Source organism: Myxococcus sp. AM009, assembly GCF_013372605.1.
Taxonomy (GTDB): domain Bacteria; phylum Myxococcota; class Myxococcia; order Myxococcales; family Myxococcaceae; genus Myxococcus; species Myxococcus vastator.
Window position 1 is genome coordinate 1 of sequence record NZ_JABXEP010000075.1, and the last position, 25286, is coordinate 25286.

23 protein-coding genes are annotated in these 25286 nt (G+C 71.3%); 11 read left to right on the top strand and 12 right to left on the bottom strand.

Features of this window, described 5'->3' with window-relative positions; genetic code table 11:
• The coding region (locus HV824_RS36895) for a hypothetical protein (protein WP_217917548.1) at positions 1-191 on the bottom strand (191 nt) is incomplete at its 3' end.
• 78 nt (positions 192-269) lie between these two features.
• On the opposite strand from HV824_RS36895, the gene HV824_RS19440 reads away from it, so the two are divergent.
• A complete protein-coding gene (locus HV824_RS19440; protein ID WP_176419913.1) occupies positions 270-701 on the top strand; it encodes a hypothetical protein in 432 nt (143 codons plus the stop codon).
• Positions 702-811: 110 nt separating this feature from the next.
• On the opposite strand, the gene HV824_RS19445 is transcribed toward HV824_RS19440, so the two are convergent.
• Positions 812-1399 (bottom strand): SCO family protein, encoded by a 588-nt coding sequence (locus HV824_RS19445; RefSeq protein WP_368671001.1) that lies wholly within the window; start codon positions 1397-1399, stop codon positions 812-814.
• A 273-nt stretch (positions 1400-1672) separates the two neighbouring features.
• Here HV824_RS19445 and HV824_RS19450 point away from each other — a divergent pair, with 273 nt between their 5' ends.
• The 6 genes from HV824_RS19450 to HV824_RS19475 all read left to right on the top strand — a co-directional run bounded on the left by HV824_RS19450 (position 1673) and on the right by HV824_RS19475 (position 7715).
• Positions 1673-2794: a LysM peptidoglycan-binding domain-containing protein gene (locus HV824_RS19450; RefSeq protein WP_176419914.1), complete on the top strand. Its 1122-nt coding sequence runs from the start codon at positions 1673-1675 to the stop codon at positions 2792-2794.
• Between the two features lie 202 nt (positions 2795-2996).
• Entirely contained in the window at positions 2997-4436 is a 1440-nt protein-coding gene (locus HV824_RS19455; RefSeq protein WP_255208179.1) for a hypothetical protein, read from the top strand.
• Positions 4437-4598: 162 nt separating this feature from the next.
• Positions 4599-5024, top strand: coding sequence for a nuclear transport factor 2 family protein (locus HV824_RS19460; protein WP_163779875.1), 426 nt, complete (start codon positions 4599-4601; stop codon positions 5022-5024).
• A 393-nt stretch (positions 5025-5417) separates the two neighbouring features.
• On the top strand, positions 5418-6284 hold the full coding sequence (locus HV824_RS19465; protein WP_176419915.1) for a hypothetical protein: 867 nt from the start codon (positions 5418-5420) through the stop codon (positions 6282-6284).
• Positions 6285-6321: 37 nt separating this feature from the next.
• Positions 6322-6900 (top strand): YceI family protein, encoded by a 579-nt coding sequence (locus tag HV824_RS19470; RefSeq protein WP_176419916.1) that lies wholly within the window; start codon positions 6322-6324, stop codon positions 6898-6900.
• Positions 6897-7715 carry a Rieske (2Fe-2S) protein gene (locus tag HV824_RS19475; protein WP_176419917.1) on the top strand — a complete coding sequence of 273 codons (819 nt, stop codon included), beginning with the start codon at positions 6897-6899 and terminating at the stop codon, positions 7713-7715. The genes HV824_RS19470 and HV824_RS19475 overlap by 4 nt, the downstream gene beginning before the upstream one ends.
• Before the next feature lie 68 nt (positions 7716-7783).
• Here HV824_RS19475 and HV824_RS19480 read toward each other — a convergent pair whose 3' ends face one another.
• The 6 genes from HV824_RS19480 to HV824_RS19505 form a co-directional block, all read right to left on the bottom strand.
• Positions 7784-8953, bottom strand: a complete 1170-nt coding sequence (locus HV824_RS19480; protein ID WP_176419918.1) for a CBS domain-containing protein — start codon at positions 8951-8953, stop codon at positions 7784-7786.
• A gap of 110 nt (positions 8954-9063) precedes the next feature.
• The gene (locus HV824_RS19485) at positions 9064-10188 is read right to left on the bottom strand and encodes an ArsA-related P-loop ATPase (protein WP_176419919.1); all 1125 of its coding nucleotides are present in this window, start codon (positions 10186-10188) and stop codon (positions 9064-9066) included.
• Between the two features lie 52 nt (positions 10189-10240).
• Positions 10241-11185, bottom strand: a complete 945-nt coding sequence (locus HV824_RS19490) for an ArsA-related P-loop ATPase (RefSeq protein ID WP_176419920.1) — start codon at positions 11183-11185, stop codon at positions 10241-10243.
• 135 nt (positions 11186-11320) lie between these two features.
• On the bottom strand, positions 11321-12541 hold the full coding sequence (gene rocD / locus HV824_RS19495) for an ornithine--oxo-acid transaminase (protein ID WP_176419921.1): 1221 nt from the start codon (positions 12539-12541) through the stop codon (positions 11321-11323).
• 132 nt (positions 12542-12673) lie between these two features.
• Positions 12674-13357: a hypothetical protein gene (locus HV824_RS19500; protein WP_176419922.1), complete on the bottom strand. Its 684-nt coding sequence runs from the start codon at positions 13355-13357 to the stop codon at positions 12674-12676.
• A 78-nt stretch (positions 13358-13435) separates the two neighbouring features.
• Positions 13436-13741 (bottom strand): hypothetical protein, encoded by a 306-nt coding sequence (locus HV824_RS19505; RefSeq protein ID WP_176419923.1) that lies wholly within the window; start codon positions 13739-13741, stop codon positions 13436-13438.
• Between the two features lie 64 nt (positions 13742-13805).
• On the opposite strand from HV824_RS19505, the gene HV824_RS19510 reads away from it, so the two are divergent.
• Both HV824_RS19510 and HV824_RS19515 read left to right on the top strand, forming a co-directional pair.
• Positions 13806-14825 (top strand): hypothetical protein, encoded by a 1020-nt coding sequence (locus tag HV824_RS19510; protein WP_176419924.1) that lies wholly within the window; start codon positions 13806-13808, stop codon positions 14823-14825.
• Positions 14822-15793 carry a zinc ribbon domain-containing protein gene (locus tag HV824_RS19515; protein ID WP_176419925.1) on the top strand — a complete coding sequence of 324 codons (972 nt, stop codon included), beginning with the start codon at positions 14822-14824 and terminating at the stop codon, positions 15791-15793. The genes HV824_RS19510 and HV824_RS19515 overlap by 4 nt, the downstream gene beginning before the upstream one ends.
• Positions 15794-15814: 21 nt before the next feature.
• Here the strand turns inward: HV824_RS19515 and HV824_RS19520 are convergent, their stop codons facing one another.
• Both HV824_RS19520 and HV824_RS19525 read right to left on the bottom strand, forming a co-directional pair.
• Positions 15815-17194, bottom strand: a complete 1380-nt coding sequence (locus HV824_RS19520; RefSeq protein ID WP_176419926.1) for a serine/threonine-protein kinase — start codon at positions 17192-17194, stop codon at positions 15815-15817.
• A gap of 69 nt (positions 17195-17263) precedes the next feature.
• A complete protein-coding gene (locus HV824_RS19525) occupies positions 17264-18436 on the bottom strand; it encodes a serine/threonine-protein kinase (RefSeq protein WP_368671002.1) in 1173 nt (390 codons plus the stop codon).
• 186 nt (positions 18437-18622) lie between these two features.
• Between HV824_RS19525 and HV824_RS19530 the strand changes: the two genes are divergently transcribed.
• Positions 18623-19117 (top strand): helix-turn-helix domain-containing protein, encoded by a 495-nt coding sequence (locus tag HV824_RS19530; protein ID WP_176423977.1) that lies wholly within the window; start codon positions 18623-18625, stop codon positions 19115-19117.
• On the opposite strand, the gene HV824_RS19535 is transcribed toward HV824_RS19530, so the two are convergent.
• Both HV824_RS19535 and HV824_RS19540 read right to left on the bottom strand, forming a co-directional pair.
• A complete protein-coding gene (locus HV824_RS19535; protein ID WP_176423978.1) occupies positions 19103-22495 on the bottom strand; it encodes an ATP-binding protein in 3393 nt (1130 codons plus the stop codon). The genes HV824_RS19530 and HV824_RS19535 overlap by 15 nt on opposite strands.
• A complete protein-coding gene (locus HV824_RS19540) occupies positions 22492-24117 on the bottom strand; it encodes a PAS domain-containing sensor histidine kinase (protein ID WP_176419929.1) in 1626 nt (541 codons plus the stop codon). Before HV824_RS19540 ends, HV824_RS19535 begins: the two co-directional genes overlap by 4 nt.
• A gap of 241 nt (positions 24118-24358) precedes the next feature.
• Between HV824_RS19540 and HV824_RS19545 the strand changes: the two genes are divergently transcribed.
• Positions 24359-25261 (top strand): MYXO-CTERM-anchored inactivated metalloprotease, encoded by a 903-nt coding sequence (locus tag HV824_RS19545; protein ID WP_176423979.1) that lies wholly within the window; start codon positions 24359-24361, stop codon positions 25259-25261.
• Positions 25262-25286: the final 25 nt, after the last annotated feature.

Sequence of the window (25286 nt, forward strand, 5' to 3'; positions counted from 1 at the left end):
GCAGGATCTTGCGGACCGGTGGGGGCGGCGCCGCCCCCACCGGTCCGCAAGATCCTGCCGCCCGCCAGGAGCTGATGGATCAGCTCAAGAAGGGCAGCAGCGGTGGTAACCGTCCGTAATTCCTGAAACCACGGGCAGCGGCCGGAGGGGAAAATTCGACGAAAAAGGTGGGAGGAAACAATTCCCCACATGCACCGAGAATCCTTTCGAGTTTTCCTTCCGGCACAAATCTCCGCCTTCCAGGCATCTAGAATTCAAGGGGCACGACCATGGGCAGCGCACTCAAGTCCGTTACGAAGGTCATCAGCAACGTCGCCAGCACGGTGAGCAAGATTGCCGGTGGCATCGCGAACATCGGCGGCAAGGCCATGGAGTTCCTCCAGAAGCCCCTGAGCTCGCTGGTGGACCCCATCGCCAAGTTCATCGGTGAGAAGGTCGGCAAGCTGCCCCTGGTCGGCAAGTTCCTGGGCCCCACGGTGGAGAACCTGGTGAAGCAGGGCGCCTCGTCCTTCCTGGGTGAGGGCACGCTGGGCAGCCTGGGCTTCCTGTCCAAGATTGCCCCCAAGGTGCAGGACATCACCAACATCGCGCAGACGGTCAAGGGCGCGGCGGACAAGGTCGGCGCCTTCGTGGAGAACCCGCTGGGTCAGCAGAACTTCCAGAACATCATCGCGCAGAACCACGCCCGCTTCGTGGAGTGATGATCCGCGCCCCTGGCGCGAACTGGTAGCGAGCCCCAGGGCCGGTCTCCCGCGAAGCTGCGGGGCCGGCCCTTCGGCTTTGCGGGCTGGCGCGGCCACCGCCGCGGTGCTCAGTGCCCTGTCTGGGCCAGCCGGCGGGTGTCGCGGATGAGGCGCTCGGTGGAGTCGCTGTCCGCGCTGTCGTAGTAGCCGCGAATCTGCCCGGCGTCGTCCACGAGCACGAAGTGCGTCCCGTGGAAGATGGAGAGCAGGTCGTCCTCGGGCGCTCCGGGCTCACGGCCCATGCTGACCTTGAAGCCCTGGACAATGGTCTCCTTCAGCTGCTCGTAGTCGCCCGTGAGGAAGCTCCAGCGGGAGAAGTCCGCGCCGTGGCGCTCGCCATACTCGGTGAGCCGCTCCGGGGTGTCGTACTTCGGATCCACGGAGAACGACACCAGCTGGAGCCCGGCCCCGAAGGACGCGGTGGCGTCCTGCACGCCCACCATCTTCCGCGTGAAGGCCGGGCAGATGGTGGGGCAGCGCGTGAAGATGAAGTTGGCCACGAAGGGCTTGCCCCGGAGCTGGGTGCTCCCGAAGGGCTGGCCGTCATGCCGGGTGAAGGTGAAGTCCGGCAGCGCGCCCAGCTGGGGCAGGGCGCCACTGCCCTGGCCACGGATCAGCATGCTCCCCGTCGCGGCGGTGACGCCAAGCGCGGCCACGGCGACACCTGCCCAGAACCCCGGGCGCTGCGTGAGACGGGCCCCTGGGGCCGGAAGGACGGAGTCAGCGGACATGGCCCCGGAGGTAACGGAACCCCCGGAGTCACACAAGCGCGGCCGTGGGGGTGCGACATCCTGGCTGTCACAATTCCGTGATTTCAGTGATTCTGCATTAGTTTATACATAAATAACAGCTCTTACGGGGAAACATCCTCTCAGTCGTTACGAAAATGTAGGCACGTCGCCTCTCTGTTTTCAGGAGTCTGCCCCCCCGTGACGACCTACTCCGTTCGCCGTGGCGATACCCTCAGCGCGCTGGCCCAGCGCTTCAAGACCTCCGTGTCGTCGCTCGCGAAGAGCAACGGCATCTCCAACCCGAACCTCATCTACGCGGGGCAGCAGCTCCGCATCCCGGACGGCTTCGACGCGCCTCGCGCCTCGGGTGGGGGCCGGGCGGCTTCCAGCTACACGGTGAAGTCGGGTGACACGCTCAGCGGCATCGCCGGTCGGCATGGCACGTCGGTGAGCGCGCTGGCCAAGGCCAACAACATCTCCAACCCGGACCGCATCTACGCGGGCCAGCGGCTCACGATTCCGGGGACGGGCGGCGCGGCGCCGAGCAGCCCGGCGCCTTCCTCGGGCGGCGGTTCGTACACGGTGAAGTCGGGTGACACGCTCAGCGGCATCGCGGGCCGGCATGGCACGTCGGTGAGCGCGCTGGCCAAGGCCAACAACATCTCCAACCCCAACCTCATCTACGTGGGCCAGCGGCTCACGATTCCGGGCGGGGGCGGTGCGTCGCCCACCCGGCCGACGCCGAACCAGCCGCCGGTGGGGGGCGTGGGTGGCCCGAAGCCGCCGACCGGTGGCTCCGCCGGCGTGACGGTGCAGCAGCTCCGGGCGGTGATGCCCAACTTGTCCCAGGCGAAGGCGGAGCAGTACCTGCCCCACCTCAACCGGGCCATGGCGGAGGCGAACATCACCACGCCCATGCGTAAGGCGGCCTTCCTGGCGCAGCTCGCGCACGAGAGCGGCCAGCTCCGCTACATGGAGGAGATTGCCTCCGGCGCCGCCTACGAGGGGCGCAGGGACCTGGGCAACACCCAGCCGGGCGACGGCGTCCGCTACAAGGGCCGTGGCCCCATCCAGCTCACGGGCCGCGCCAACTACCGCGCCGCGGGCCAGGCGCTGGGCATCGACCTGGAGGGCAACCCCCAGCGCGCCAAGGACCCGGACGTCGCGTTCCGCATCGCCGGCTGGTACTGGTCGTCGCGCAACCTCAACACCTACGCGGACGCGGGCAACTTCCGCGAGGTCACCCGCCGCATCAACGGGGGCTACAACGGCCTGGCGGACCGCGAGATGTACTACCGCCGCGCCCAGAACGTCTTCTGAGCCCGCGCTCCCAACGCGCGGTGCGGTGAAGCGGGGACCGTGGCCAGCAAGGCCCCGGTCCCCGTCGCGTTTCGGGCGAGCCCCATCCCACTGGGGAGATGCCACGTCCAGCCGGGGCGACCACCGGACGCGCGTGGCCCCGGGAGGCACCCTGGTGCGCTGGCTGCATCGGACAGGCCGTTCCTTTCCGGAGCGCGTCCCCATGCCTCGTATCGATTCGTCCGGCGGTTCCTCGCTGTCCACCATCGACATCCCCGCGGAGGCCACAGCGGGGCCCCCGTCTCCGGCACGCGCCGCGGAGCCCCGCGCGCAGGCGTCCCCCCAGCGCAACGAGGTGCGCGCCTTCGACGGCTCCACCGCGAAGCCGCCGGAGCCCCCGGCTCGCGGAGCCACACCCGCGGATGCGGGCCCTGCCCGGTCCGCGGGGGAGCTGGCCGTGCTGGGAGGCTGGTCGCGCCCGGACGTCCTCGAAGGCCTCCGCGCGCGCCTGACGCGGGGCCTGGAGAACTGGACCGTCGGCGCCGATGACGTGCGGGCGGTGCACACCACGCTGGGAAGTCTCCCGGCGGGCACCTACCGGGCCGCGCTGGAGCATTTGCAGCACGGCGGCCTGCTGGACGCATACGTGAAGGCGCAAGACGCGGGCTCGCGGCTCGCGTTCCTGGAGCAGGCGGAGTCGAAGGGCGTGCTCCAGCGGCGCAACGGGGAGTCAGGCCCGGTGGGCCCCCTGGGCTACCCGGCGGTGCCGGACGTCTTCGTCAACGAACGGCGGCTGCCGGGGGCGATGCGTGACGCGGTGAACGCACACGCCATCGACGCGGGCGCGGGTTTCTACCGGGCGCACGCCGAATACCTCGGCCGGTATGCCCGCGCCGTGGATGGGGCCCAGAGCCTCCAGGAGCTGGGCGCGCTGGGGCCGCCACGCGCCGCGCACCTGCCCGCATCCCTCCTGGGCCTCGAGTGGAAGGACCCGTCGCGGCGGGACTACGAGGCGGCCTGGAAGGCGGGCATCGGCCAGCCGAAGACACTCAACCTGCCGCTGCAACACGTCAGCGCCCGGCAGCGGGAGCTCTCCGGGGAGCGCGCCGCGGGGACGGTGCAGCTCCACGGCAAGGTGGGCGTCAGCAGCGAGCGCGCCCAGTGGAGCGCGAAGGCGGCGCTCGACACCCGGGGACACGGGGCGCTGAAGGGGGACGTGGGCGTCGCCGCGCGCGCGGGCCCCGTGGGCGTCGAGGTGTCACATGACAGCTCGGGCGAGACGGAGGGCAAGGTCAAGGTGAACCTGGGACTCGTGGAGCTCAGCCTGGCCTCGGACGGCGAGCAGCGCGTCGCGGTGGGCGTCGGCACGCTGTTCCAGGTACAGGCGACGCTCAACTCGAGGAAGGCGGAGCTCGGGGGCGGCGTGTCCGCGAAGCTCAAGGCGGATGGGAGCCAGGCCAGCGTCGAGGCGGGCTTCTCCATGAAGGGGCTGACGGCGGAGCGGGCTCGGCAGGCCGTCGACCGCGAGCACCGGGGCGTCTTCCATCCGCCGGCCGAGCTGGCATCCCGCACGACGTGGGACGCGCTGCCTGAGTCCACGCGAGCGGCCTACGCGAAGGAAGGGTGGAATCGGGAGGCGTGGACCCGGGCCTTGCCGCGCTGAGGCCACGGACCTGGTCAGACGTGCGTCCACCACCGGGCCCTGCGGCGAGTCCCCCGCGCGACCGCCCGGAGAGCGAGGCGCCGGGCCCTTCTGGAGGGCCATGTCCCGAAGGCGTGCGCACCCTTCCCCTGAGTGACTCTCTCACGAGGAGCGAGGCAGCGCATGGCGATGGAGCGAGCGCAGCGGTTCGTGGATGCACTGGCGAAGCTGGAGAAGGAAGGCGACATGGAGGCCCTCGTCTCCCTCTTCAGTGACGACGCGCAGGTGAGCAACGTGGCCTCGCCGCAGGTCTTCTCCGGCCAGGAGGGCGCCCGGCGGTTCTGGCGTGAATACAAGGGCACGCTGCAGCGCGTGGAGTCCACCTTTCGCAACATGATTGAGGCGGGCTCCCGCGTCGCGCTCGAATGGGAGACGCAGGGCACCGCCCACAACGGCGCGGCGGTGGCCTATGAGGGCGTGTCCATCATCGAGTGGGATGGCGACCGGATCCGCCGCTTCTACGCGTACTTTGATCCGCACGCACTCGGCCTGGAGCTGACCGCCGGCAGCGCGCCGCGCACGGAAGTCCCCGCCACCACCCCCGCGTGAGGCGTGCGGCCGCCCCGCCCGGGGCGTCGATTTGTTCCCTGTGAAGTGAGCCGCCGGGCTCGCCAGCCCGGTCGCGCCCTCCACCCCTGGCCGTTGCCCGACACTGGGCCGTGACCTTCAGACACCTCCCGATTCCCAAGCGCGGACGCTACCGTCAGCCGCCGCGTCCCCGGACTGCCGACGCTGTCCGGATAGGGATCGCGGAAAATGATGCCGGTCCGCCGATTTTTAGGCGGTACCGTTCGACGCGGTGCGTTTCCCGGAAAGCCCGGACGCGCTAGCGTTTGCTCCGTCCTCGGAGAAGGTGGGTGGGTGATGGTGTGGCGGAGGACACGAGCTCGGATGACCGGTCCTGACCCGGCAGTTTGCCTTGCGTCTACACGGAAAAGCCTGATGACCCGCTTCGCTGCCTTCTTCATCGTCCTGTCGCTGATTGCCGCACCCCAAACCGCCTGGGCCCAGCAGCGCCAGACCGAGTCCGCGAAAAAGACCCGGGCGGTGAAGTCCTCCTCCAAGACGAAGGCCACGAAGGCGAAGGCCACGAAGAGGAAGGCGGCGAAGCCGACCAGGGCCACGTCGAAGCGCAAGCCCGCGAAGAAGGCCAAGAAGGCCGCGCCGGCCGTGGACGCCCCGGAGCTTCAGCCCGCCCAGCCCATGATGCAGGTGGAGCCCGCCAGGCCCCTGTCTCCGACGGACGACGCGCCTACCGTCCAGAAGGAGTCCGGCGCCGCGGCGGAAGGGGGGGACTCGCTGGACTTCGACCTGCTGGAGCCCGCCGAGGCCGCGGCCGCCGCGCAGGTGGACCCGGAATTGGAGAAGCGCATCGGCCGGCGCCGCACCATGCTCAAGCTGCACCAGGGCCTGGGCTTCGCGATGGCCGCCGGCCTGGTCGGCACCACGGTGGTGGGGCAGCTCCAGTTCAACGACTCGTTCCGCGGCGGCGGTGATGACCGCAACCTGCTGGGCCTGCACCGGGGGCTCGCCATTGGCACGTCGGCGCTGTTCGCCACCGTGGGCCTGCTGGGGGTGCTGGCGCCGGAACCCTTCGAGAAGGAGACGTTCCAGTGGGACACCATCACCGTCCACAAGCTGTTCATGGCGCTCGCCACCGTCGGCATGGTGGCGCAAATCGTCCTGGGCATCATGGCCACGGACCGCTTCGGCCGGCTGTCGGAGACGGACCTGGCCACCGCGCACCAGATCTCCGGTTACGTGACGCTGGGCGCGGTGTCGGCCGGCGTCTTCACGCTGTTCTTCTGAAGCGCATGCCTTTCGTAGTGGTTCCCTGGAGGTTGACGTGATTGCTCGACGAATCGCCCTGCTCGCCACCCTGGTGCTCGCGCTGCCCGCAGTCGCGCAGTCGCAGGCCCGCACGTACAGCGTCAAGAAGGACGCCAGCTCGCTCACCTACAAGCTCAAGCACAAGCTGCATGAGGTGGTGGGCAAGGCGCCGCCCAGTGACGGCAAGGCCCGCCTGCTGCCGGACGGCACGCTCCAGGTGGCGGTGCGCGCCAACGTGAAGGACTTCGATTCGGGCAACGCCAACCGCGACGCGCACATGATGGAGACGACGGACGCGGCGAAGTTCCCCATCATCGACTTCAAGGGCGTGGCCACCGGCGTGAAGCCGCCCACCAGCTTCCCGGCGAAGGTGCCGGTGAAGGTGAAGGGCCAGCTGACGTTCCACGGCGTGAAGAAGACCGTGGAGATTCCGATGACGGTGCTGTTCAAGTCGGAGAAGGAGGCGGTGGCCGAGGGCAGCTTCGACATCAGCCTGGATGCCTACAACGTCAACCGCCCGTCGCTGCTGATGGTGAAGGTGGACGACGTCCTGGTGCTGGAGCCCAAGCTGGTATTCGAGGTGGAGGGTACGTGAGTTCGACGCGACGAGGATTCCTCAAGGGCATTCTGGGAACAGGCGCGGCGAGCGCGGCGGCGACGACGCTGCCGGGCTGCGCGCCGGACATCAACCCCGCTCCGGTGACGGACGTCACGGCCAGCGATGCGGGAACAGTGGACATCCTGGTGTCGCGCTATCCGGATTTGGAGCCCGTGGGCGGCGCGTTGACGGTGCGCGTCCCGGGTGAGCAGGTGCCGCTGCTGGTGGTGCACTCCAAGGACGACGGCGCGCCGGACGACTTCTCCGTGCTGTCGTCGCTGTGCACGCACGTCGGTTGCCCCCTGGGCTTCGACGGCAAGGACGTCATCTGCCCCTGCCACCTGTCGCGCTTCAGCGCCACGGATGGCGCGGTGCTCCAGCGGCCGGCCACCGTGCCGCTGCAGACGTTCGCGGCGGAGTACAACCCGAACACCGGCGTGCTGCGCATCAACCTGCGCGCGGGCCAGAGCGACTTCCCGCCCGCGGTGAACGGGCAGGTGGTGTTCCCGCTCAGCCAGTTCCCCCAGCTGCGGGACGTGGGCGGCTCGGTGACGGGGGTGCCGTCCGGGTACGGCAAGCGCATCTTCGTGTTCCGCTTGCAGGACGGCTCGCTGTCGGCGGTGGACTCCGTGTGCACCCACGCCTTCTGCGAGGTGAACTACCGCGAGCAGGAGGCGGACCTGTTCTGCGCCTGCCACGCGTCCATCTTCACGCGGGACGGCGCGGTGACGCAGGGCCCGGCCACGATGCCCCTCAAGAAGTTCACGGTGTCGGAGACAGGCGACTCCGTGGTGCTGACCGGCGTGGCGTGAGCCATGCGCCGGGCGCGGGTGGGCCCGACACCAGGCCCGCCCGCACCCGAAGGGCGCCGCGGCGTCGCTCAGCCGAGCCGGCTCCAGAAGGAGCGCCTGGAGGAGATGCGCTCCAGGGCTTGTTGCAGCTCCTCGTCGTGGTCGGCGCGCAGCGCGATGTCGCCCAGGGAGATGATGCCCACGACGCCGTCGTCGCGCTCCACCACGGGGATGCGGCGCAGCTGACGGCGCCCCATCAGCCCGATGACGTCATGGAGCGTGTCGTCCGGCGTGACGGCCTCCACGTCATCCGTCATCACGTCGGACGCGCGGAGTTGCTCGGGTGCGCGGCCTCCCGTGAGGGCGCGGACCACCAGGTCCCGGTCGGTGACGATGCCCACCAGCCGGCCTCGCTCGTCCACGATGGGGACGACGCCGCAGGACTCGTCCTTCATGATTTGCGCCACGTCCCGCAGCGGGCTCTCCGGGCGCGCCGTGCGCACGTTGCGCGTCATCACCTCGCGGGCCATCAGCGGCTCGTGACGCCAGCGGCCGTGGCGGGTGCGGCCCGCGACGGCGGTGTAGACCTGGCTGCTGGCGCCGTCACGCCGCGCGCCGGAGGACGAAGGCGCGCCTGCTCCAGCCCAGCGATGGGTGCTCGCCTCGTCACGGGCTGAAGCGGACGCCGCGCCTTCCCCGCGGTAGGTGCTCGCCTCGTCGCGGCCCGGGCCATGGGCAGCGCTCCGGTCCATCCGGTAGTGGGGGCGCGGGTCGCCATGGCGCTCCTCGCCGTGCAAGGCGCGCTCACGGCCATGGAAGCGCACGTCGCGGTAGGACTCTCCCTGAGGGGCCTGCGTGCGGGAGGGCTCGTCGCCACCGCCGCCGTAGCCGGTGCGGTCCCAGGACCGGTAGTCGGCGCGCTGGCGGGAGAACTCGACGTCCTGTTCCCCGGTGTCGTGCCGGGGGCCCTTGCCGCTGGCATAGTGGCTGTCCCGGTCGTCCCGGCCGTAGGGGCCGCTGCCCTCCGGGGGCGTGCCGTTCATGTCCTCGCGAGGCCCGTCATCCACCTGGGTGCGCGGCCTGGCCATGCGCATCGTCGCCGCGCGGTGGTAGCGGCCCTGGCGGGTGGAGGCCTCCTCGTCGCGGGCGGGGTTCCAGCCGGTGAGGTCGGACTCGGCGCGCTCCCGCGAGCCTGGAGGCGCCACGTCCGCCTCGCGGTGGGGTTCATCCCTGCCGTTGTCCATGCTTCTGTGGGCCATGACGCTCCTCGGGCGCAGTGGGGTTCAACCTGCAACGCTGGTGGTGAGGCCGCGCGCCTCCAAGGTGCGGGCGTCCGAGCGAGCGGGTGCCTGCCCCTCCCTGGCGCTCCTCACCCCGCCGCCAGCGCGTCTCCCAGGCGGACCAGGCCGCTGAACTCCTCCAACTCCGCGCCCGCGTCCGGCGCGGCCACCGCGAGCGTCCCGGTGGGAAGGTGCCGGGTGAGGCGGTCGAGCACGTCCTGGTGGGCCTTGGCGCGCGCCTGCTCCACCGCGGCCAGGCGTGACAGGGCCGCCACGGCGTGCTCCACGTGGCGGTCGCCGCCCGCGTGCTCCAGCAGGGCCTCGGGCGCCGCGAGCACGTCGTCATGGGCCCAGCTCCGGTTCAGCACGTAGCCCGCGAAGGGCAGGCCCCGCGCGGACAGCGTCTGGCGGAACCAGGTGGCCTCGCGCAGGGAGGCGGGCTCAGGGGACGTCACCAGCAGGAAGGCCGCGTCCGGCGAGGCCAGGCGCTGGTGCAGCCGCTCCGTGTGCAGCCGCATGCCGGAGAAGAGGCCGCCGAACGCGCCGATGAAGCCGCGCATCTCCTGCGTGAAGCCCGCGCCGAAGATGCCCGCCAGGACGCGGTCCACCACCACCTGCGCGCCGTGCCACAGCCGCCCGCCGCGCGCCCGCTTCTCCGGGCCGAACAGCGACACGATGCGCTCATCCAGGAAGCGCGCCAGCCGGCCGGGCGCGTCCAGGAAGTCCAGCGCGTGCCGGCTGGGCGGCGTGTCCAGCAGGATGAGCTCGTAGCGGCCATCCTCGAGGAAGCCGTCCAGGGCCTCGGCGGCGGCGTACTCCTGCACGCCCGCCACCAGCTCCGACAGGAAGCGGTAGAGGCGGTGGTCGAAAATCGCGCGCGCCGCCTCGGGCGTGGGCGCCAGCCGGTGCACCATGCGCTCGAAGATGGCTCGGGGGTCCAACATCCACACATCCAGGAGGCCCGGGCCCTGGCGGCCAGCGGCGAAGAGGCGCTCGGGGGGAATGGACGTGGGCTCGGGGCCGCTCTCCTGCAGCCCCATGGTCTCCGCGAGCCTGCGCGCCGGGTCGATGGTGAGCACCAGCACCCGCCGTCCCGCGCGCGCGGCGGCCACGCCCAGGGCCGCCGCCGTCGTCGTCTTGCCCACGCCGCCCGCCCCGCATAGGACGACGACGCGCTTGTCTCTCAGCAGCCGGCGCAGGTCGCCCGCGCTCACGGCGTGCGCCTCTGTGACACGCGCCAGCGCCCACCGCCTCGCGGTCCGTGGCTCACGGCAGGGCCTCCTGCCGGAGCGCGTGCTCCGGGTGAGGGGCGAAGCCCTCCGCCAGCGCCTCGACCAGCGCGGGACCGGTGGCGGGAAGCTCTGGCAGGGTGAGCAGCGGCGCGCGCAGCGTGCGCGACAGCCGGCGGGCGGCGGCCCGGGCCCGCTCCAGCCGCTCCAGCTCACGCCACCCCTGGTGCGGCCCGTGCGCGGCGAGCAGCCGGCGCACCGCGGCGCGGGACTCGGGCGTGAAGGGGTCCTCCGGCATCCGGTTGAGGACGGCCGCGGACAGGGGCAGCTCCAGCCGGCGCAGCTCGGCGGCCACGGTGAGCGCCTCGCTGACGGGCAGCGGCTCCGGCAGGCTGGTGAGGACCACCGCGGTGCGCGCCGGGTCCTGGAGGAAGTCGAGCCCCTCCCGCACGTCACGTCCGATGGGACCCCCGGGCATCAGGGACAGCACGCGCTGGGGAAGGGCGGCCAGCGCCAGCGCGTGTCCCGTGGCGGGCAGGTCGACGATGGTCAGCGGGTGGACGAAGCGCCCATCCGGTCGGGTGAGCCGGAGCAGGGCCAGCATCTGGTACATCAGCCCCATCTCCCGGAGCGCGGGCCCGGCTTCCAGGAAGCGGCGCAGGGCCCGAGTGCGCAGCGCGGCGTCGGCCAGCCAGCGCGCGGGCAGGGCGCGCTCCAGGAAGTGCCGGTGGCCCTCCGACGCGGACAGCCGCACGAAGTGGAGCCCGGGACGCACCCGCGTCACCTGGGGCCCCACCTGACGCGCTCCCACTCGCGCGGCCAGGGGCGAAGGCCCGTCCTCCTCCGGCGCCAGCTCCGCCAGCAGCACGGTGCGGCCCGCGCGCGCGGCGGCAACGGCCAGCGCCGCCGCCAGTGTCGTCTTCCCCACGCCTCCCTTGCCCGATACGAGCAGCGCACGCCTGTCCCAGAGGGCTTCGAGCACCGTCCACCGTCCTGTCGCAGCGCCCCAGGCCGCGCGCTGTCCCCGATACGGTGGGGGAGGCGACACACCAGGACAACCGAGGCTCCGGTGCGGCGCAGGCACGCGGTCGCTCGCGTGCCCGGGCGGCGCCAGCGACTACAGCGCCTCGATGACCTTCTTGATGCGCGCGAAGGCCCAGTCCAGCTCGGCCTGGGTGACGATGAGCGGCGGCGTGAGGCGGATGACGGAGTCGTGTGTCTCCTTGCAGAGCACGCCCTCCTTCATCAACGCCTCGCAGGCGGGCCGCGCGGAGATGTCCAGCGCCACGCCAATCATCAGCCCCCGGCCGCGCACCTCCACGATGTGGCGGTTCTTCAGCGTCTTCAGCATGGCCAGGAACGACGCGCCCAATTCAGCGGAGCGCTCCACCAGGCGCTCGTCGCGCAGCACGTCCAGGGCGGTGCGCGCCACGGCGCAGCCCAGCGGATTGCCGCCGTAGGTGCTGCCGTGCTCGCCGGGGCGGAGCACCCCCATCACCTCGTCATCCGCCATGACGGCGGACACCGGGTAGAAGCCGCCCGACAGCGCCTTGCCCACCACGACGACGTCCGGCCGCACGTCCTCGTGCTGGAAGGCGAACGTCTTCCCGGTGCGCCCCAGGCCCGTCTGGATTTCATCCACCATGAACAGCACGCGGTGCTGCTGGCAGAGCCCGGCCACCTGCTTCAGGTAGCCATCGCGCGGAATCAGCACGCCGGCCTCCGCCTGGATGGGCTCCATCAGGATGGCGCAGGTGTTGGGGGTGATGGCGCGCCGCACCGCCTCCACGTCGTCGTAGGGCACCACGGTGAAGCCGGGCGTGAAGGGACCAAAGCCCCGCCGGTAGCTGGGCTCCGTGGAGAAGCTGATGAGGCTGATGGTGCGCCCGTGGAAGTTGTTCGCGAAGACGATGACCTCCGCCTTGTCTTCGGGGATGCCCTTGACGGTGTGGCCCCACTTGCGCGCCAGCTTGATGGCCGTCTCCACCGCCTCCGCCCCCGAGTTCATCGGCAGCGCGCGGCTCAGGCCAGACAGCTCCCGCAGGGCCTTGTAGAGGTGGGGGAGCTGGTCATTGCGGAAGGCCCGTGACGTCAGCGTCACCTTCGCGGCCTGCTCGCGCAGCGTCTCCAGGATGCGCGGGTGACAGTGCCCCTGGTTCACCGCCGAGTACGCGCTCAGGCAGTCCAGGTACTTGCGGCCCTCCACGTCATGGACCCAGCAGCCCTCGCCCCGCTCGATGACGAGGTCCAGCGGATGGTAGTTGTGCGCGCCATACCGCTCCTCCAGGTCAATGAAGTCGCGCGTGGAGAGGGCGGGGGCGGCGTGCTCGGTGCTCATGGAACTCCCTGGGGTGTCGGGTGGCGCGAAGCAGGACCCTCGATTTCGATGAAGTCCTTCGACGTGTCCACCCTCGCATGCGCCCAGGCGGTTGTTTCGTTGAGCACCGCACCCACGCCATGGCTCGCCGCGTCAGTGGACGGACCAGCGCTCCGCGATTTCCTCGCAGGCGAGCACCACGTCGCTCAGCCGCCGGATGTGCGCCCGCGGCGCGGTGAAGACCGTCCCCGCGAAGACGTCCACCACCTGGATGAGGCGGTGGTCACACGGGCCCAGCGGGCACAGGTGCTGCTCGGTGAAGCGCTGGAGCAGCGTGCCAATGTACTGCCCTGAGCGCTCATCCAGCGGCTGGTGCTTGGAGAAATAGAGCTTCATCAAGCCCACGCGCGCGTTGCCATGTCTGTCCATGCGCTGGAGCACGACCTCCGGCCGCACGCTGATGGTGACGCCCGCCACCTCCAGCACGGGAGGCTCCGCGCCCACCGCGCTGATGAGCGTCTCCTCCAAATCCAACCAGGGCAGCAGGTCCGCGAAGCGCTCGAGCGCCTCCGAACAGAGTTGCAGCCGCTGCGCCTCGAACTCCGTCTGGGGCACGCTGCACGCGAAGCGGCGCTGGTGCTCGCGGAGGATGGACAACTCCATGCCCCGGCAGAGGAAGTCCGTAATCGCATGTGACGCCTCCGGATAGCGCAGATACTGCTGCTCCACCGGGTGCTTCTGGTCGCGGATGATGCGCTTGCGGCGCGCGGGCGTGGCGACGAGGTACTCGCCCAACTTGTTCACGGACACACGCGGCAGTTCACGGATTTCCGCCATGGAATCGCTCCCCCTGGGTGCTGGCGAATGAGCACACAGTACACAGGGGGGCTGACACGCATTGGACGGCGTGAGGGCTTACTCCCTCTGGGGTTCGCCGTCGGGGTAGGCGTTCCAGTACGTGTCGGGCAAGGGGTTGGTGCCGGCGTCGCTGCGCGGTCCATCCCCATCCCCAATCTCATCCAGGATGGCGCCGGGCGTGCGCTCCGTCGGGTCGATGGTGCGGGTGCGCACGTGAGGCGTGTCTTCAGCCGCCTCGGCGGTGTCCGCCAGGTCGCGCTCCTCTTCGCTCTCCGGAGTGGGCTGCAGCGGCTCCTGCGCGCGGCCGTAGTAATCCTCGGGTGGCTGGATGCCCGGCTGTTGCTGCTTGTCGCGCTGAGCCATGGTGGATTCCCTCCGTCACACTACGGTCGTAACGGGACAGGCCGGCGGCAACGTGCCGGCGGGCATGCAAGCCAGGAGGGCGGGCAGGCGGTCGGGATGGACGTCCCTGGCCGGGTGCGCCAAGACTGGCGGGATGGCCGAGCAATCCCAACAGACACCGTCCGCCGTGGCCGGGCCGTTGCTCCACCTGGGGTGCCAGTCCTGCGGCGCGCGCCTGGTGCTGGAGCCCGCGCTGCGGACCACGCGCTGTCCCTACTGCGCCGCGCCCGCCGTGGTGGAGCGTCCACCGGTGCCCGGTGTGCCGGAGCCCGTCTTCGCGCTGGGCTTCGCGCTCACGCATATGGCCGCGAAGGCGCATGTGGCGCGGTGGTTGCGCTCGCGCAGCCGCTTCACGCGCTCGGGCATCCGCTCCGCGGCGCCGGGCGAGGTGCGAGGCGTGTATGTGCCCGCGTACCTCTACAGCGTGCTGGCGCAGGCGCGCTACCGCGCCTCCATTGGGGAGGACTACCAGGAGACGGAGACGTACACGACGACGGAGAACGGGAAGACGGTGACGCGCACGCGCACCGTGACGCGCACGGAGTGGCGCCCGCTGGAGGGGGAGCTCTCCAGCTACGTGGCGGACGTGCTCGTCACCGCGTCCAAGGGCCTGGACAACGCGGAGCTGGAGGCGCTGGAGCCCTTCGACCTGCGCGGCCTGGCTCGCTACACCCCGGCGCTCATCTCCGGCTGGGTGGCGGAGGAGCCCTCGCTCACCCTGGCGCAGTGTCAGGCGCTGGCCCGGAAGGAGGCGGTGGAGCGCGTGAGCGGGCTGCTGTCCCGCTTCATGCCGGGGGACTCGCACCGGAGCCTGGAGCACCAGTCCCGGCTGGACTGGGAGGCACTCGACGTGTGCCTGCTGCCCGTCTGGGTGCTGGCGGTGAAGTACGCGAAGGACGCGCCGCCGCTGCGGGTGCTCGTCAACGGGCAGACGGGGGCCGTCCACGGCAAGGCGCCCATCTCCCCGTGGAAGGTGCTGGCCGCCGTGGTGGCGCTGCTGGCGGTGCTGGCCGTGGGCTGGCTGCTCACGGGAGGCGGGCGATGAGCGCCGAGGCGCTGAGGGTGGCGCCCTGCCAGCGCTGTGACTGCGCGCTGGAGGCGGAGGACCTGCGCTGCCCCATCTGCGGGCTGACGGCGCCGCCTCCGCCACGCGCCGCGGTGGAGCGCGCGCGGGCCCGCGTGGTGCGGTGTGACAGCTGCGGCGCGGCGGTGGAGTACTCCGTGGAGGCGAAGGCGCCCCGGTGTGACTACTGCGGCTCCGTCACCCACGTGGAGACGACGGCGGACCCGGTGGAGCAGGCGCAGCACTGGCTGCCCTTCAACGTGGACCCCGAGGCCGCGCGCGGCGCGCTGATGGGCTTCCTGGGACGGGGTGGCTTCTTCCGGCCGTCCGGGCTGGCGCAGGAGGCCTCTCTGGAGTCGCTGCGTCCGGTGTGGTGGCCAGCGTGGATGTTCGACGCGGGCGTGGACGTGAGCTGGACGGCGGACTCGAACGCGGGCTCGCGGCGCTCGGACTGGGCGCCGCACGCGGGCCGGACGCGCTTCGACTTCCAGGGCATCCCGGTGCCGGCCTCGCGCGGGTTGAAGGTGCAGGAGTGTGAGGCGCTGGCGCCCCACTACCAGCGAGGCTCCGGCCAGGACACGCCACGGGGGCCGGAAGGCGCGCACATCGAGCGCTTCGAGGCCACGCGCTCGGGAGCCCGGCGCAGCGTGCTGGGGGCGGTGGAGCGCCTGGCCCGCGAGCGCCTCCAGCAGGGCGTCATTCCGGGCTCGCGCTTCCGGAACGTCCACGTCGCAGTGGCGCTGTCCAGCCTGCGCACCCAGCGGCTGGCCCTGCCCGTGTTCGTGCTGGCTTATCGATACCGCGACAAGCCGTACCGGGTGCTGGTGCACGGGCAGGACGCGAACGTGGTGCTGGGCGAGGCGCCCATCTCCCCGTTGCGCGTGGCGGCGGTCATCCTGGCGGCGCTGCTGGTGCTGGTGGCCGTGCTGTACGGCGCCAGCGTGCTGTAGCCGGCCGTGACGCCGCGCGCGTCACGGTGTGTCGGGCTTCGTGGACGCCGTGGCCTCGGGGGCCGTGGTGGAGGGCTCCGGCGGCGTGGGCGGCGCGTCGTCGGCTGCGGAGGGCTCGGGCTCGGGCTCGGGCTCGGGCGGGATAGCGGGACGCGCCTCGGCCGCCGGCTCCACCGTCTGGGTGATGCGCGCCTCCAGCGTCAGCTCGGCCACCTGGGACAAGCGGACCGCGGACCCCGCGGCTTCGCCCTGGGGCGTCTCGGACGAGGGCTCTTGGGCCAGGGCCGCCTCCTCCACCGTCAGCCCCTCCGGCTGCAGCCCACCTTCGAGCAGCTCCGCCTGGTTGCGTCGCAGCGTCGCTTCCACTGCGGCCTGCTCCACCTCCTGCGCGACGGCCCGCCGTCCCTGGTAGCCGCCCTGGGCCTCCAGCCACGCGCGCAGCGCCTCCGCCAGCTCCGCGCCCGTCTGGAACCGCTCCGACGGGTCCTGCCGCAGCGCCCGCAGCAGGATGACCCGCAGCGGCTCGGCGACCCCCGCAGCCAGGCGCTCCACCTGCTCCGGGCCCACCTGGGCCATCCGCACCGCCACCTCCTTCACGGGCATCCACGTGGGGCCCTGCGCGTGAAGCTCCAGCGGCTCCGGCTCCAGCACGGGCGCCAGGTCATCCACCATCAGCGGGTGCCGGCCCGTCAGCAGCTCCAGCAGCACCAGTCCCAGTGAGAACAGGTCCGACCGGGCATCCACCTTCCGTCGCCGCAGCGCCTCGGGCGAGGCGTAGGCGATGTCCCCCTTCACCAGCGCCCGGCTCGTCACCTCGCGCCCGGAGAGCGACGAGGCCGCCACCGTGAAGTGGGTCAGCTTCACCTCGCCATGCACGCCCACGCGGATGTTCCGAGGGCTCACGTCCCGGTGGACGATGTGCAGCGGCCGGCCCCACTCATCCGTGAGGCCGTGCGCGTGGTTCAGCGCCTCCGCCACCTCCGCCGTCACGTGCGCCGCGAACTCCGCGGACAGGGGCCGCCGCCGCATGGCCGCCAGGTTCAGCACCGTGTCCAGCGAGCGGCCTTCCACGTGCTCCATCACCACGTGGGGCGCCCCGCGGTACACCTTCAACAGCATCACCTTGGCGATGCCCGGATGGTTGAGCCGGAACGTGAGGTCCACCTCCTCCACCAGCCGTCGCCGCTCCACGAACGTGGCGGGGTTTCGCAGCCGCTTCACCACCACCGGTCCGCTCAGGCCATTGCGGTAGCGGCGCCGCGCCAGCATCAGCAGCTCCCCCGTGGAGCGCATCTCCAGCTTGCGGACGAACTCGAACACCGTGCCGGCCACGGTGAACAGCACCCGTGGCCTGCGCGGGTCTCCAGGAAGCTCCTCCGTCGTCGTGTCAGGCGTCATCATGGGCTCATGGACCTCTGAGGTTGAATGAAAGTGAAGGGATTTCCCCATCCCAATGAATGGCGCGCCGGCTCAGCGCCACGAGCGCGGCGTGGCCAGGAGCCGCTTCAGCGCGTCCCGCCACCGCCGCCACCCCGTGCTGGCGCGGAGCTCCGTCAAGGCCCGGGGGGAGGCGGGCTCGGTGGGCGGCGCGAAGGACGCTGGCGGATCCGCTCGCTCCGGGACACGCATCCAGCGGCGCAGCTCGCGCGCCTCCTCGTCTCCGTCGAAGAGCTCCAGCGCCTCCTCGGTGACGGCCTCCTCGGGGGCGCGGGGCGGAAACAGGTGTTCGTCCCAGGCCGCGTCCGCGCCCGCCAGCGCCGCGTCCAGCGCGTCGAACAGGGCCGCGCCCGAGGGAGGCCGCCCCGCCGCGGAGGGCGACAGCAAGCGCGCCACGATGGCGTCCAGCGCCTTCGGGACGCGGGGGTTGCGGACGGAGGGCAGGGGAAAGCCACCCACCTCGATGCTGGCCAGCAGCCCGGCGGGAGGCAGGTGCGCTGAATAGGGAAGGCTCCCGGTGAGCACCTCGTAGAGCACCAGCCCCAGCGAGTAGAGGTCATCCGTGGGCGCGAACGCATAACGCGAGCCCGCCGGCCGAGGCTGGGCCCAGAAGCGCAGGGCCTCCGGGCTGCGGTAGCTGGGCGTGCCCGGCGGCAGGGTGTCCTCGGTCAGCACGGGCGAGCACGCGTGGTCCCCCGAGCCGAAGTCCACCAGCACCGGCTGCCCGTCCGACGCGCGGACGATGATGTTGTTGCCCTTGATGTCGCGGTGGAGCACGCCCGCGCGGTGGATGGCATCCAGCGTGAGCGCCAATTGCTGGAACACCCGCACCGCGCGCCGGGGCGTGGGCTGCGCGGACAGGGCCCACTCGGACAGGGTGGGGCCCTCCACGTAGCCCATGATGAGGACCAGGTAGCCATCACGCGCGTCCGGCCACCGCCGGTAGCCCAGCAGCTCCACGACGTTGGGGTGCTCCAGGCGCATGAGGACGTGGACCTCCTTCCAGGTCCGCGCGTCCGCCCCGGGCGCGTCCTCCTCAGAGGGGCCCTGGAGCGCGAACTTCAGCGCCACCTGCCGGTGCGACTCGGATTCGGCCAGGAAGATGGCGCCAAAGCCCCCGGTGGCCAGCCGCCGGACGATGCGGAAGGCCCCCACCTCCTCCGAGTCCTGGAGCATCAATGGGTGCAGGTCCTCTCCCGGCGTCACGGATGGACTCCCATAGGACCTTGGAGGTCCAATTCAGACGTGGTCCCAGCGGCTGTCATTGTCGGCGGCGTCATGATTCAACCTTGGAGGTCCATAGCATGACGTTTGCCCTGTGAGGTAGTCTCCTGACTTGGGGGGGCGGACGGAAACTTGCAGGACCCTGCGAGCGTGAGACCCTCGGCCGTCATGCGTGAACCCGTCGACCACAAGCTGGCAGCCCTGCTGGGAGGCGCCGCGCGTGACGCGCGCCTGCGTCTGGGCCTCACCCAGGGCGACGTCGCCGAACGCATGGGCATGGCCATGGAGGTCTACAGCCGCCTGGAGCGCGGGAAGATGCTGCCCCGGACCCAGACGCTGCGCCGGCTGTGCGACGTGCTCCAGGTCTCCGCGGACGCGCTGCTGGGCGTGGGCCGCTCCGACGGGGCGCCCGTCACGCCCCGCAAGGCGGTGAAGGAAGACCCGGTGGAGCTGCGCCGCATGACGCGCAAGCTGCGGGAGCTCGAGCCCGGTCAGCTCCGCGCGGTGTCCCGGGTGGTGAACGCCGTCGTCACGGTGCTGCCTCCGCCGGCGGCCCCGGCGCCCGCCACCCCGGTGAAGAGGCCCGCCACCCCGGTGAAGAAGCCCGCCGCGCGCGCGGCGCGCAAGCGCCGGGCGACGGGCTCGCGCTCAGCGCCTGTCTGAGGCGGTGGCCTGTCCTGGAGGAAGCCGGGGCAGCCACGCGATGAACGTCGTGCCCTGGCCCTCGCGGGACGACACGTCGACGGTGCCCCCGTGGGACTCGGCGATGTGCTTCACGATGAAGAGCCCCAGGCCAATGCTGCGCCCCGCGTTGGCGCCGCCCGTCTGTGCCCGCTGGAGCGGACGGAAGAGCCGCTCCCTGGCGTCGTCGGGAATCGGGGGCCCCTCGTTGTGGACGCACAGCATGACCCGCGACGCCTCGCCGTGGACGCGCACCGTCACGCGGGAGTCCTCGGGACTGTATTGGAGCGCGTTGCTCACCAGGTTGCCCAGCAGCTGCGCGACGCGGTCGGAGTCCCATTCTCCCAAGGCGTCCCCGTCCGACTTCACGTGGAGCTCCCGCTCCGGGTGGCTCAGCCGCAGCTCTTCAATCACCTGCTGCGCCAGCTCGTGCAGGTCCACGGGCCGCCGGTGGACGGGCAGCCCGCCGCCCATGCGCACCTGGGTGAAGTCCAGCAGGTCGCGCGTCATCCGCACCGCGCGCTCCGCGGAGGACTGGATGCGCAGCACCGCGCGCAGGCTCCGCTCGTTCAGCTCCTCCCTTCGCGCCAGCACGGACGCGCCCAGCTGAATCGCGCTGAGCGGGTTGCGCAGGTCATGGCTGACGATGCCAATGAGCTGCTGCTCGAACTCCGCGCGCCGGCGGGCCTCGGCCTCCTGGCGCTTCTGCGCGGACAGCTCGCGCCCCGCGGCGACCATGCCCACCGGCTGGCCCGTCCGGGGGTCGGTGAGGGTGGAGACGTTGTAGAAGACGGGGAGGTGCGCGCCCGTCTGGAGGTTGCGCAGCTGGAGCTCACCCTCCCAGCGCCCCCGCGTCGCCACGGCGGGGAGCAGGGTGTCCCGGATGAAGGCCTGGTCCTCCTCGGGGAAGTAGTCCAGGAAGACGGTGCGGCGCGCCGCCTCCTGTCCCGCCACGCCCAGCATCCGCTGCGCGGCCTCATTGAGGTAGGTGACGCGGCCCTCGGTGTCCGCGATGCCAATCGCATCCGGGCTCTGCTCCACCACGACGGCCAGCGCCTGCCGCGCCTGCTCGACCCGGCGTTGCTCCTCGCGCACCCTGGACAACGCGAGGTTGCCCTCCACGCGCGCCAGCAGCTCCCGCGCGGAGAAGGGCTTCACCAGGTAGTCGTTGGCGCCGGCCTCCAGCCCCTCGACGGTGGCCTCCTCGCCCGCGCGGGCGGACAGGAGGATGACGGGGATGTCCGCGGTGAAGTGCGACTCGCGCAGCGCGCGCAGCAGCCCGAAGCCATCCAGCCCCGGCATCATCACGTCGCTGAGCACCAGGTCCGGCCGGCGGGCCCGCACCGACGCCAGCGCGGCGCGGCCGTCGGCGGCCGTCTCCACCGTGTAGCGCCCGCTCAGCAGGCGCTGGACGTAGTCCCGCATGTCCGCGTTGTCCTCCACCAGGAGCACCGTGGCGCTGGCGTGGGAGGACGGCCGGGGCTCGCCGCGGATGGCCGGGGTGTCCTCGGTGGCGGTGAAGGCGGCGGGGGGCTGGGCGCCCAGCCAGGCCTCCGCTTCGCTGACGAAGGCGGGCAGACTGGTGGTGTGGCGTGACTCCGCCGCCGTCAGGTGCTCGGCTGGCAGGTGCGCGTTGCCGCGCGGCAGCCGGACCGTGAAGGTGCTGCCCTCGCCCTCGGTGCTGCGGACGGTGAGGGCGCCCCCGTGCAGCTTCACCAGCTCCTGCACCAGCGCCAGGCCAATGCCGCTGCCCTCGTAGCTCCGGCCCCGGGCGCCCTGCACGCGGTGGAAGCGCTCGAAGATGCGCGGCAGCTCCGCTTCGGGGATGCCGGTGCCGGTGTCCGCCACCGACACCTCCACCCCGTCGTCCTGCGCCGCGCAGGCGACGCGAATCTCCCCGGTGAAGGTGAACTTGAAGGCGTTGGAGAGCAGGTTGAGGATGACCTTCTCCCACTGCTCCCGGTCCACCCAGACGGGCTCCGGCATCGGCGGGCACGCCACGACGAGCTTCAGGCCCGCGCGCTCCACCGTGGAGCGGAAGGCGCTGGCCAGGTCCGCGGTGAGCGCGCCCAGGTCCGTGGGCGCGAAGGCGGCCCGGGTCCGGCCCGCTTCGATGCGGGAGAAGTCGAGCAGCGTGTTGACCAGCTTCAAGAGCCGCAGGCCGTTGCGGTGCACCGTCTCCTGGCGCTGGCGCTGGCGCGGGCCCAGCGGCTCCTCGGTGTCCTGGAGACCATCCTCCACGGGGCCCAGCATCAGCGTCAGCGGCGTGCGGAACTCGTGGGACACGTTGCTGAAGAAGGCCGTCTTGGCGCGGTCCAGCTCCGCCAGCGCCTCGGTGCGGCGGCGCTCCTCCTCGCGGCCGCGCGCGGTGGCCACGGCCGTCGTCACGCCGCTGGCCACCAGTTCCAGGAAGCGCAGGTAGGTGTCATCCAGCGCCCGGCGCGGGCTGATGCCCAGCACCAGGAAGCCCAGCGGCCGGGGGTGTCCGGGCCGTGGCATGGGCAGCACCAGCACGGAGGTGGTCGCCTCCGGCCAGGGGCCGGCGGGCAGGGGGCCCAGGGCCGCGGGAATCCGCTCCAGCCGCAGCCGCGCGCCGGTGCGGGTCACATGGGCCAGGGGCCAGGTGTCCGGGGCGGCCTCGTCGTCCAGGGGGATGACGGACGGGGCCGCGCGGTCGCCCGGCGCCACGCCGCTGGTGGCCGCCAGGCGCGCCGCCTTCTCCTCGGCGCTGGTGAGGTACAGCAGCGCCAGGGGAACGTCGTTCGGGTTGCCTTCGAGCACGCGCGCCGTCTCGCGGCAGGTGGCCTCCGGCGTCTCCTGGCCCAGGGCCGCCACGCCCAGCGCGGACAGCGTGCGCAGCCGCCGCTCGTTGAGCACGCGCTCGGTCGTCTCGGCCAGGGCGGCGAAGATGCCGCCCACGCCGCCGGACTCGTCGAGGATGGGGCTGTGGCTGTAGGAGAAGTAGCACTCCTCCACGTAGCCGTTCCGGTCCAGCGGCATCATCAGGTCCTCCACGCGGATGGGCTCTCCGGTGGCCTGGATGCGCTCCCAGCCGGGCGCGAGCATGCTGCTCCACACCTCCGGCCAGGTGACGGCGGCCTCCTGCCCCAGCGCCGCGGGGTGCTTCGTCGCGCCGCAGATGGGCCGGTAGGCGTCGTTGTACATCTGCACGTACCTGGGGCCCCACGCCAGGTAGAGCGGGTAGTTGGAGGCCAGCACGATGCCCACCGTGGTGCGCAGGGACTGCGGCCACGACTCCACGGGGCCCAGGGCCGTCTTCGCCCAGTCGACCCGCCGCAGCAGCGCGCCACACTCGCCGCCGCCGCGCAGCACCTCCCCCACTGCCTGGGAGCGCTTCATGACGCCATTCCCCGCGCAGCGTTCGCGCCAGGAACCTGGCAGGGCAGGTGCACCACGAAGGTGGCGCCCTGGCCCAGCGTGCTCCGCACGTCGATGGTGCCGCCCATGGCCTTGACGTTCTGCCGCGTGACGTACAGCCCCAGGCCCAGTCCGCCGTAGTGCCGTTCGGAGACGGCGCGCTCGAACTTCTCGAAGATGCGGCCCACGGCCTCGGGGGGAATGCCAATGCCTTCGTCACGGACGCTGAACCAGGCGCGCTCCGCCGTCCCGCCCGCCTGCAGGTAGACGGGGTGGCCCACGCCGTACTTGAGGGCGTTGGAGAGGAGACTGGACACCGCCTGCTCCAGCCGCACCCGGTCCCATTGGCCCACCACCACCTCGTCCAGCTCCGCCTGGATGGGCGTCCCGGTGCGCTGTGCCTCACCCTCGAAGCGCGCGGCCACCTCCTGGACCAGCGCTCTCAGGTCCACCGGCTCCAGCTCCAGGCGCAGCTGACCGCTGCTGATGAGCGTCACGTCCAGCAGCTCACCCACCAGCGTCGACAGCCGCTTCACCTGCCGCTGCATGACCGCCAGGTCCGCGGGCAGCCGCTCCAGCAGCTCTGGTCCGCGCCGCTCCAGGGTGGCTCGCGCCAGCGTCTGCAGCTTCAGGTTGAGCGGCGTCAGCGGCGTCTTGAGCTCGTGGCTGGCCACGGCGAGGAACTCGTCGCGCAGCCGGATGGCCTCGTCCATGGCGGTCAGCAGCGCCTCGCGCTCCTGTTCGACCTGCTTGCGCTCGGAGATGTCGATGACGGAGCCGATGTAGCCCAGGAACTCGCCGCCCGGCCCGAAGCGGGGGCTGGCCGAGTCGATGGCCCACCGGTACGCACCATCCGAGCGCCGCAGCCGGTAGTCGAGCCGGAAGGGGCTGCGCCGCGCGTTGGCGTCGAGGAACACCGCCCCGGACTGCTCGGCGTCGTCGGGATGCACGGCCTTGAGCCAGCCGAAGCCCAGGCCCGCTGCCTCCGTCTGTCCGGTGAACTCGTACCAGGTCCGGCTGAGGTAGACGCAGCGGCCGGTGACGTCCGTCATCCACAGCATCACCGGCGCGTGGTCCGCCATGTTCCGGAAGCGGGCCTCGCTCTCCTGGAGCGCCCGCTGGGACGCCTTCTGGACGGTGACGTCCCGCATGGTGACGAAGACCCGGTCGCTGCGCTCGCTCGACGGCCGGGTGAGGGTGAGCATCACGTCGATGTGGCGCCCCCGCAGCGTTTGAAGCTCGGTCTCCAGCTCCAGCCGCGTGCCGCCGTCCCAGAACATGAGGAGCTCGGCGGTGAAGGCCTTCACCGTCTCCGGGACGAAGAGGCGGGACAGGGCCAGGGTGCCAAGCACCTCATCCCGGCCGCGCGCCTCGAGCAGGCGCACCGTGGCCTCGTTCACGTCCACGACCTTCACCCACCCCGCGGCCTCCATCACGAACCCGGGGTGCTCCACGAGCCAGGCGCGCAGGTCCTGGACGCCGGAGGCACGCAGGCCGTCGAGCGCGGACGCGACGGCGGTGAAGTCCTCCTCCCAGAGGGAGACATCCGCTCCGTTGAACAGCTCCTGGTAGCGCGCGTCTCCGGCTGTCTCAGCCCCACCCAAATATGCCTCCTCCGTACCCCGGCTCGGGTGGACTGAGTTAACAGCGTGAGTACGCTCACCGCGTCCCAAAGATTCTGGAGCCGCCACGAATCAACGCACAGGCGTCTTCCTGGCGACCGGCGGTCGAACGCCTCCTCGGAGGGCGGCTATGGAGGCCCGGCCGAACGCCCGCTTGCCTTCCGAGTCGAGCGCACGCCGGAGCGGTTGATGGGGCTCCAGCACCGTCTATGATTGTCCGGACATGCTCCCTTCCAGGGTTTTTCTATTCATTCCTCTCTTCATCCTCTTCAATGTGTCCAGCGCGCGGGCACAGTCCTACGAACGGACACGAATCGAAGGGGTGGAGCTGTGTCGCGGTGACAGGGCCGTGACCTATGCGATGACCACCTCGGGTGGCCACCCGACCGCTGAAGAGAGGGCCGCGGTCACCGCCGCGTTCAACACCTGGAATCAGGCCGTGGCCAGTTGCTCGGACCTGGTGTTCACGCCCGGCGAGGATGTGCCCCATCCCGCGCCGATGCCGCTCGACGGGAAGATGCTGGTGACCTTCCGCCAGGTGAACTGCTCGGACATCGTCCCCGATAACGATGTCTGCTGGCAGAGTGACACCTGCTCCGAAAAGTATGACTGTTGGCCCTTCGCGCCGAATGATGTCGTTGATGAGACGAGCCATTTCCGGCTGTCCACCGGTGAGATTCTCGGCACCAACATCAGCCTCAACAACAGCAATGGCATGCTCACCACGCTGGACGGTCCCCCCTGCGACCAGGGAGTCATCGAGCCCGGCTGCGTCGTCGGAGATGTCCAGAGCCTGGTGACACGCTCCATCGGAGAGGGGCTGGGGTTCGCCCTGCTGACACGCACCGATTCCACGATGTCTCGCGACCTGCCATGGGGCGATACGCAGAAGCGCATCATCGACCCCGGCACGTTCCAGGGCATCTGCGAGACCTACCCTCGAGGGCTGCCAACACCCGGCTGCCCCCTCCCAACGGATGGCGGCGTCCCAGATGGAGGTGACGGCGTCCCGGATGATGACGCTCCGTCCAAGTCTGGCTGCACTACCACCACCTCGGTGCCACTCCTCGCAGGGCTCATGTTCCTGCTGGGGGCTCGACGCACTCGCCAAAGCTCACGGGGCTGAGCCCGCGGAGGGAATGACCTGCGAG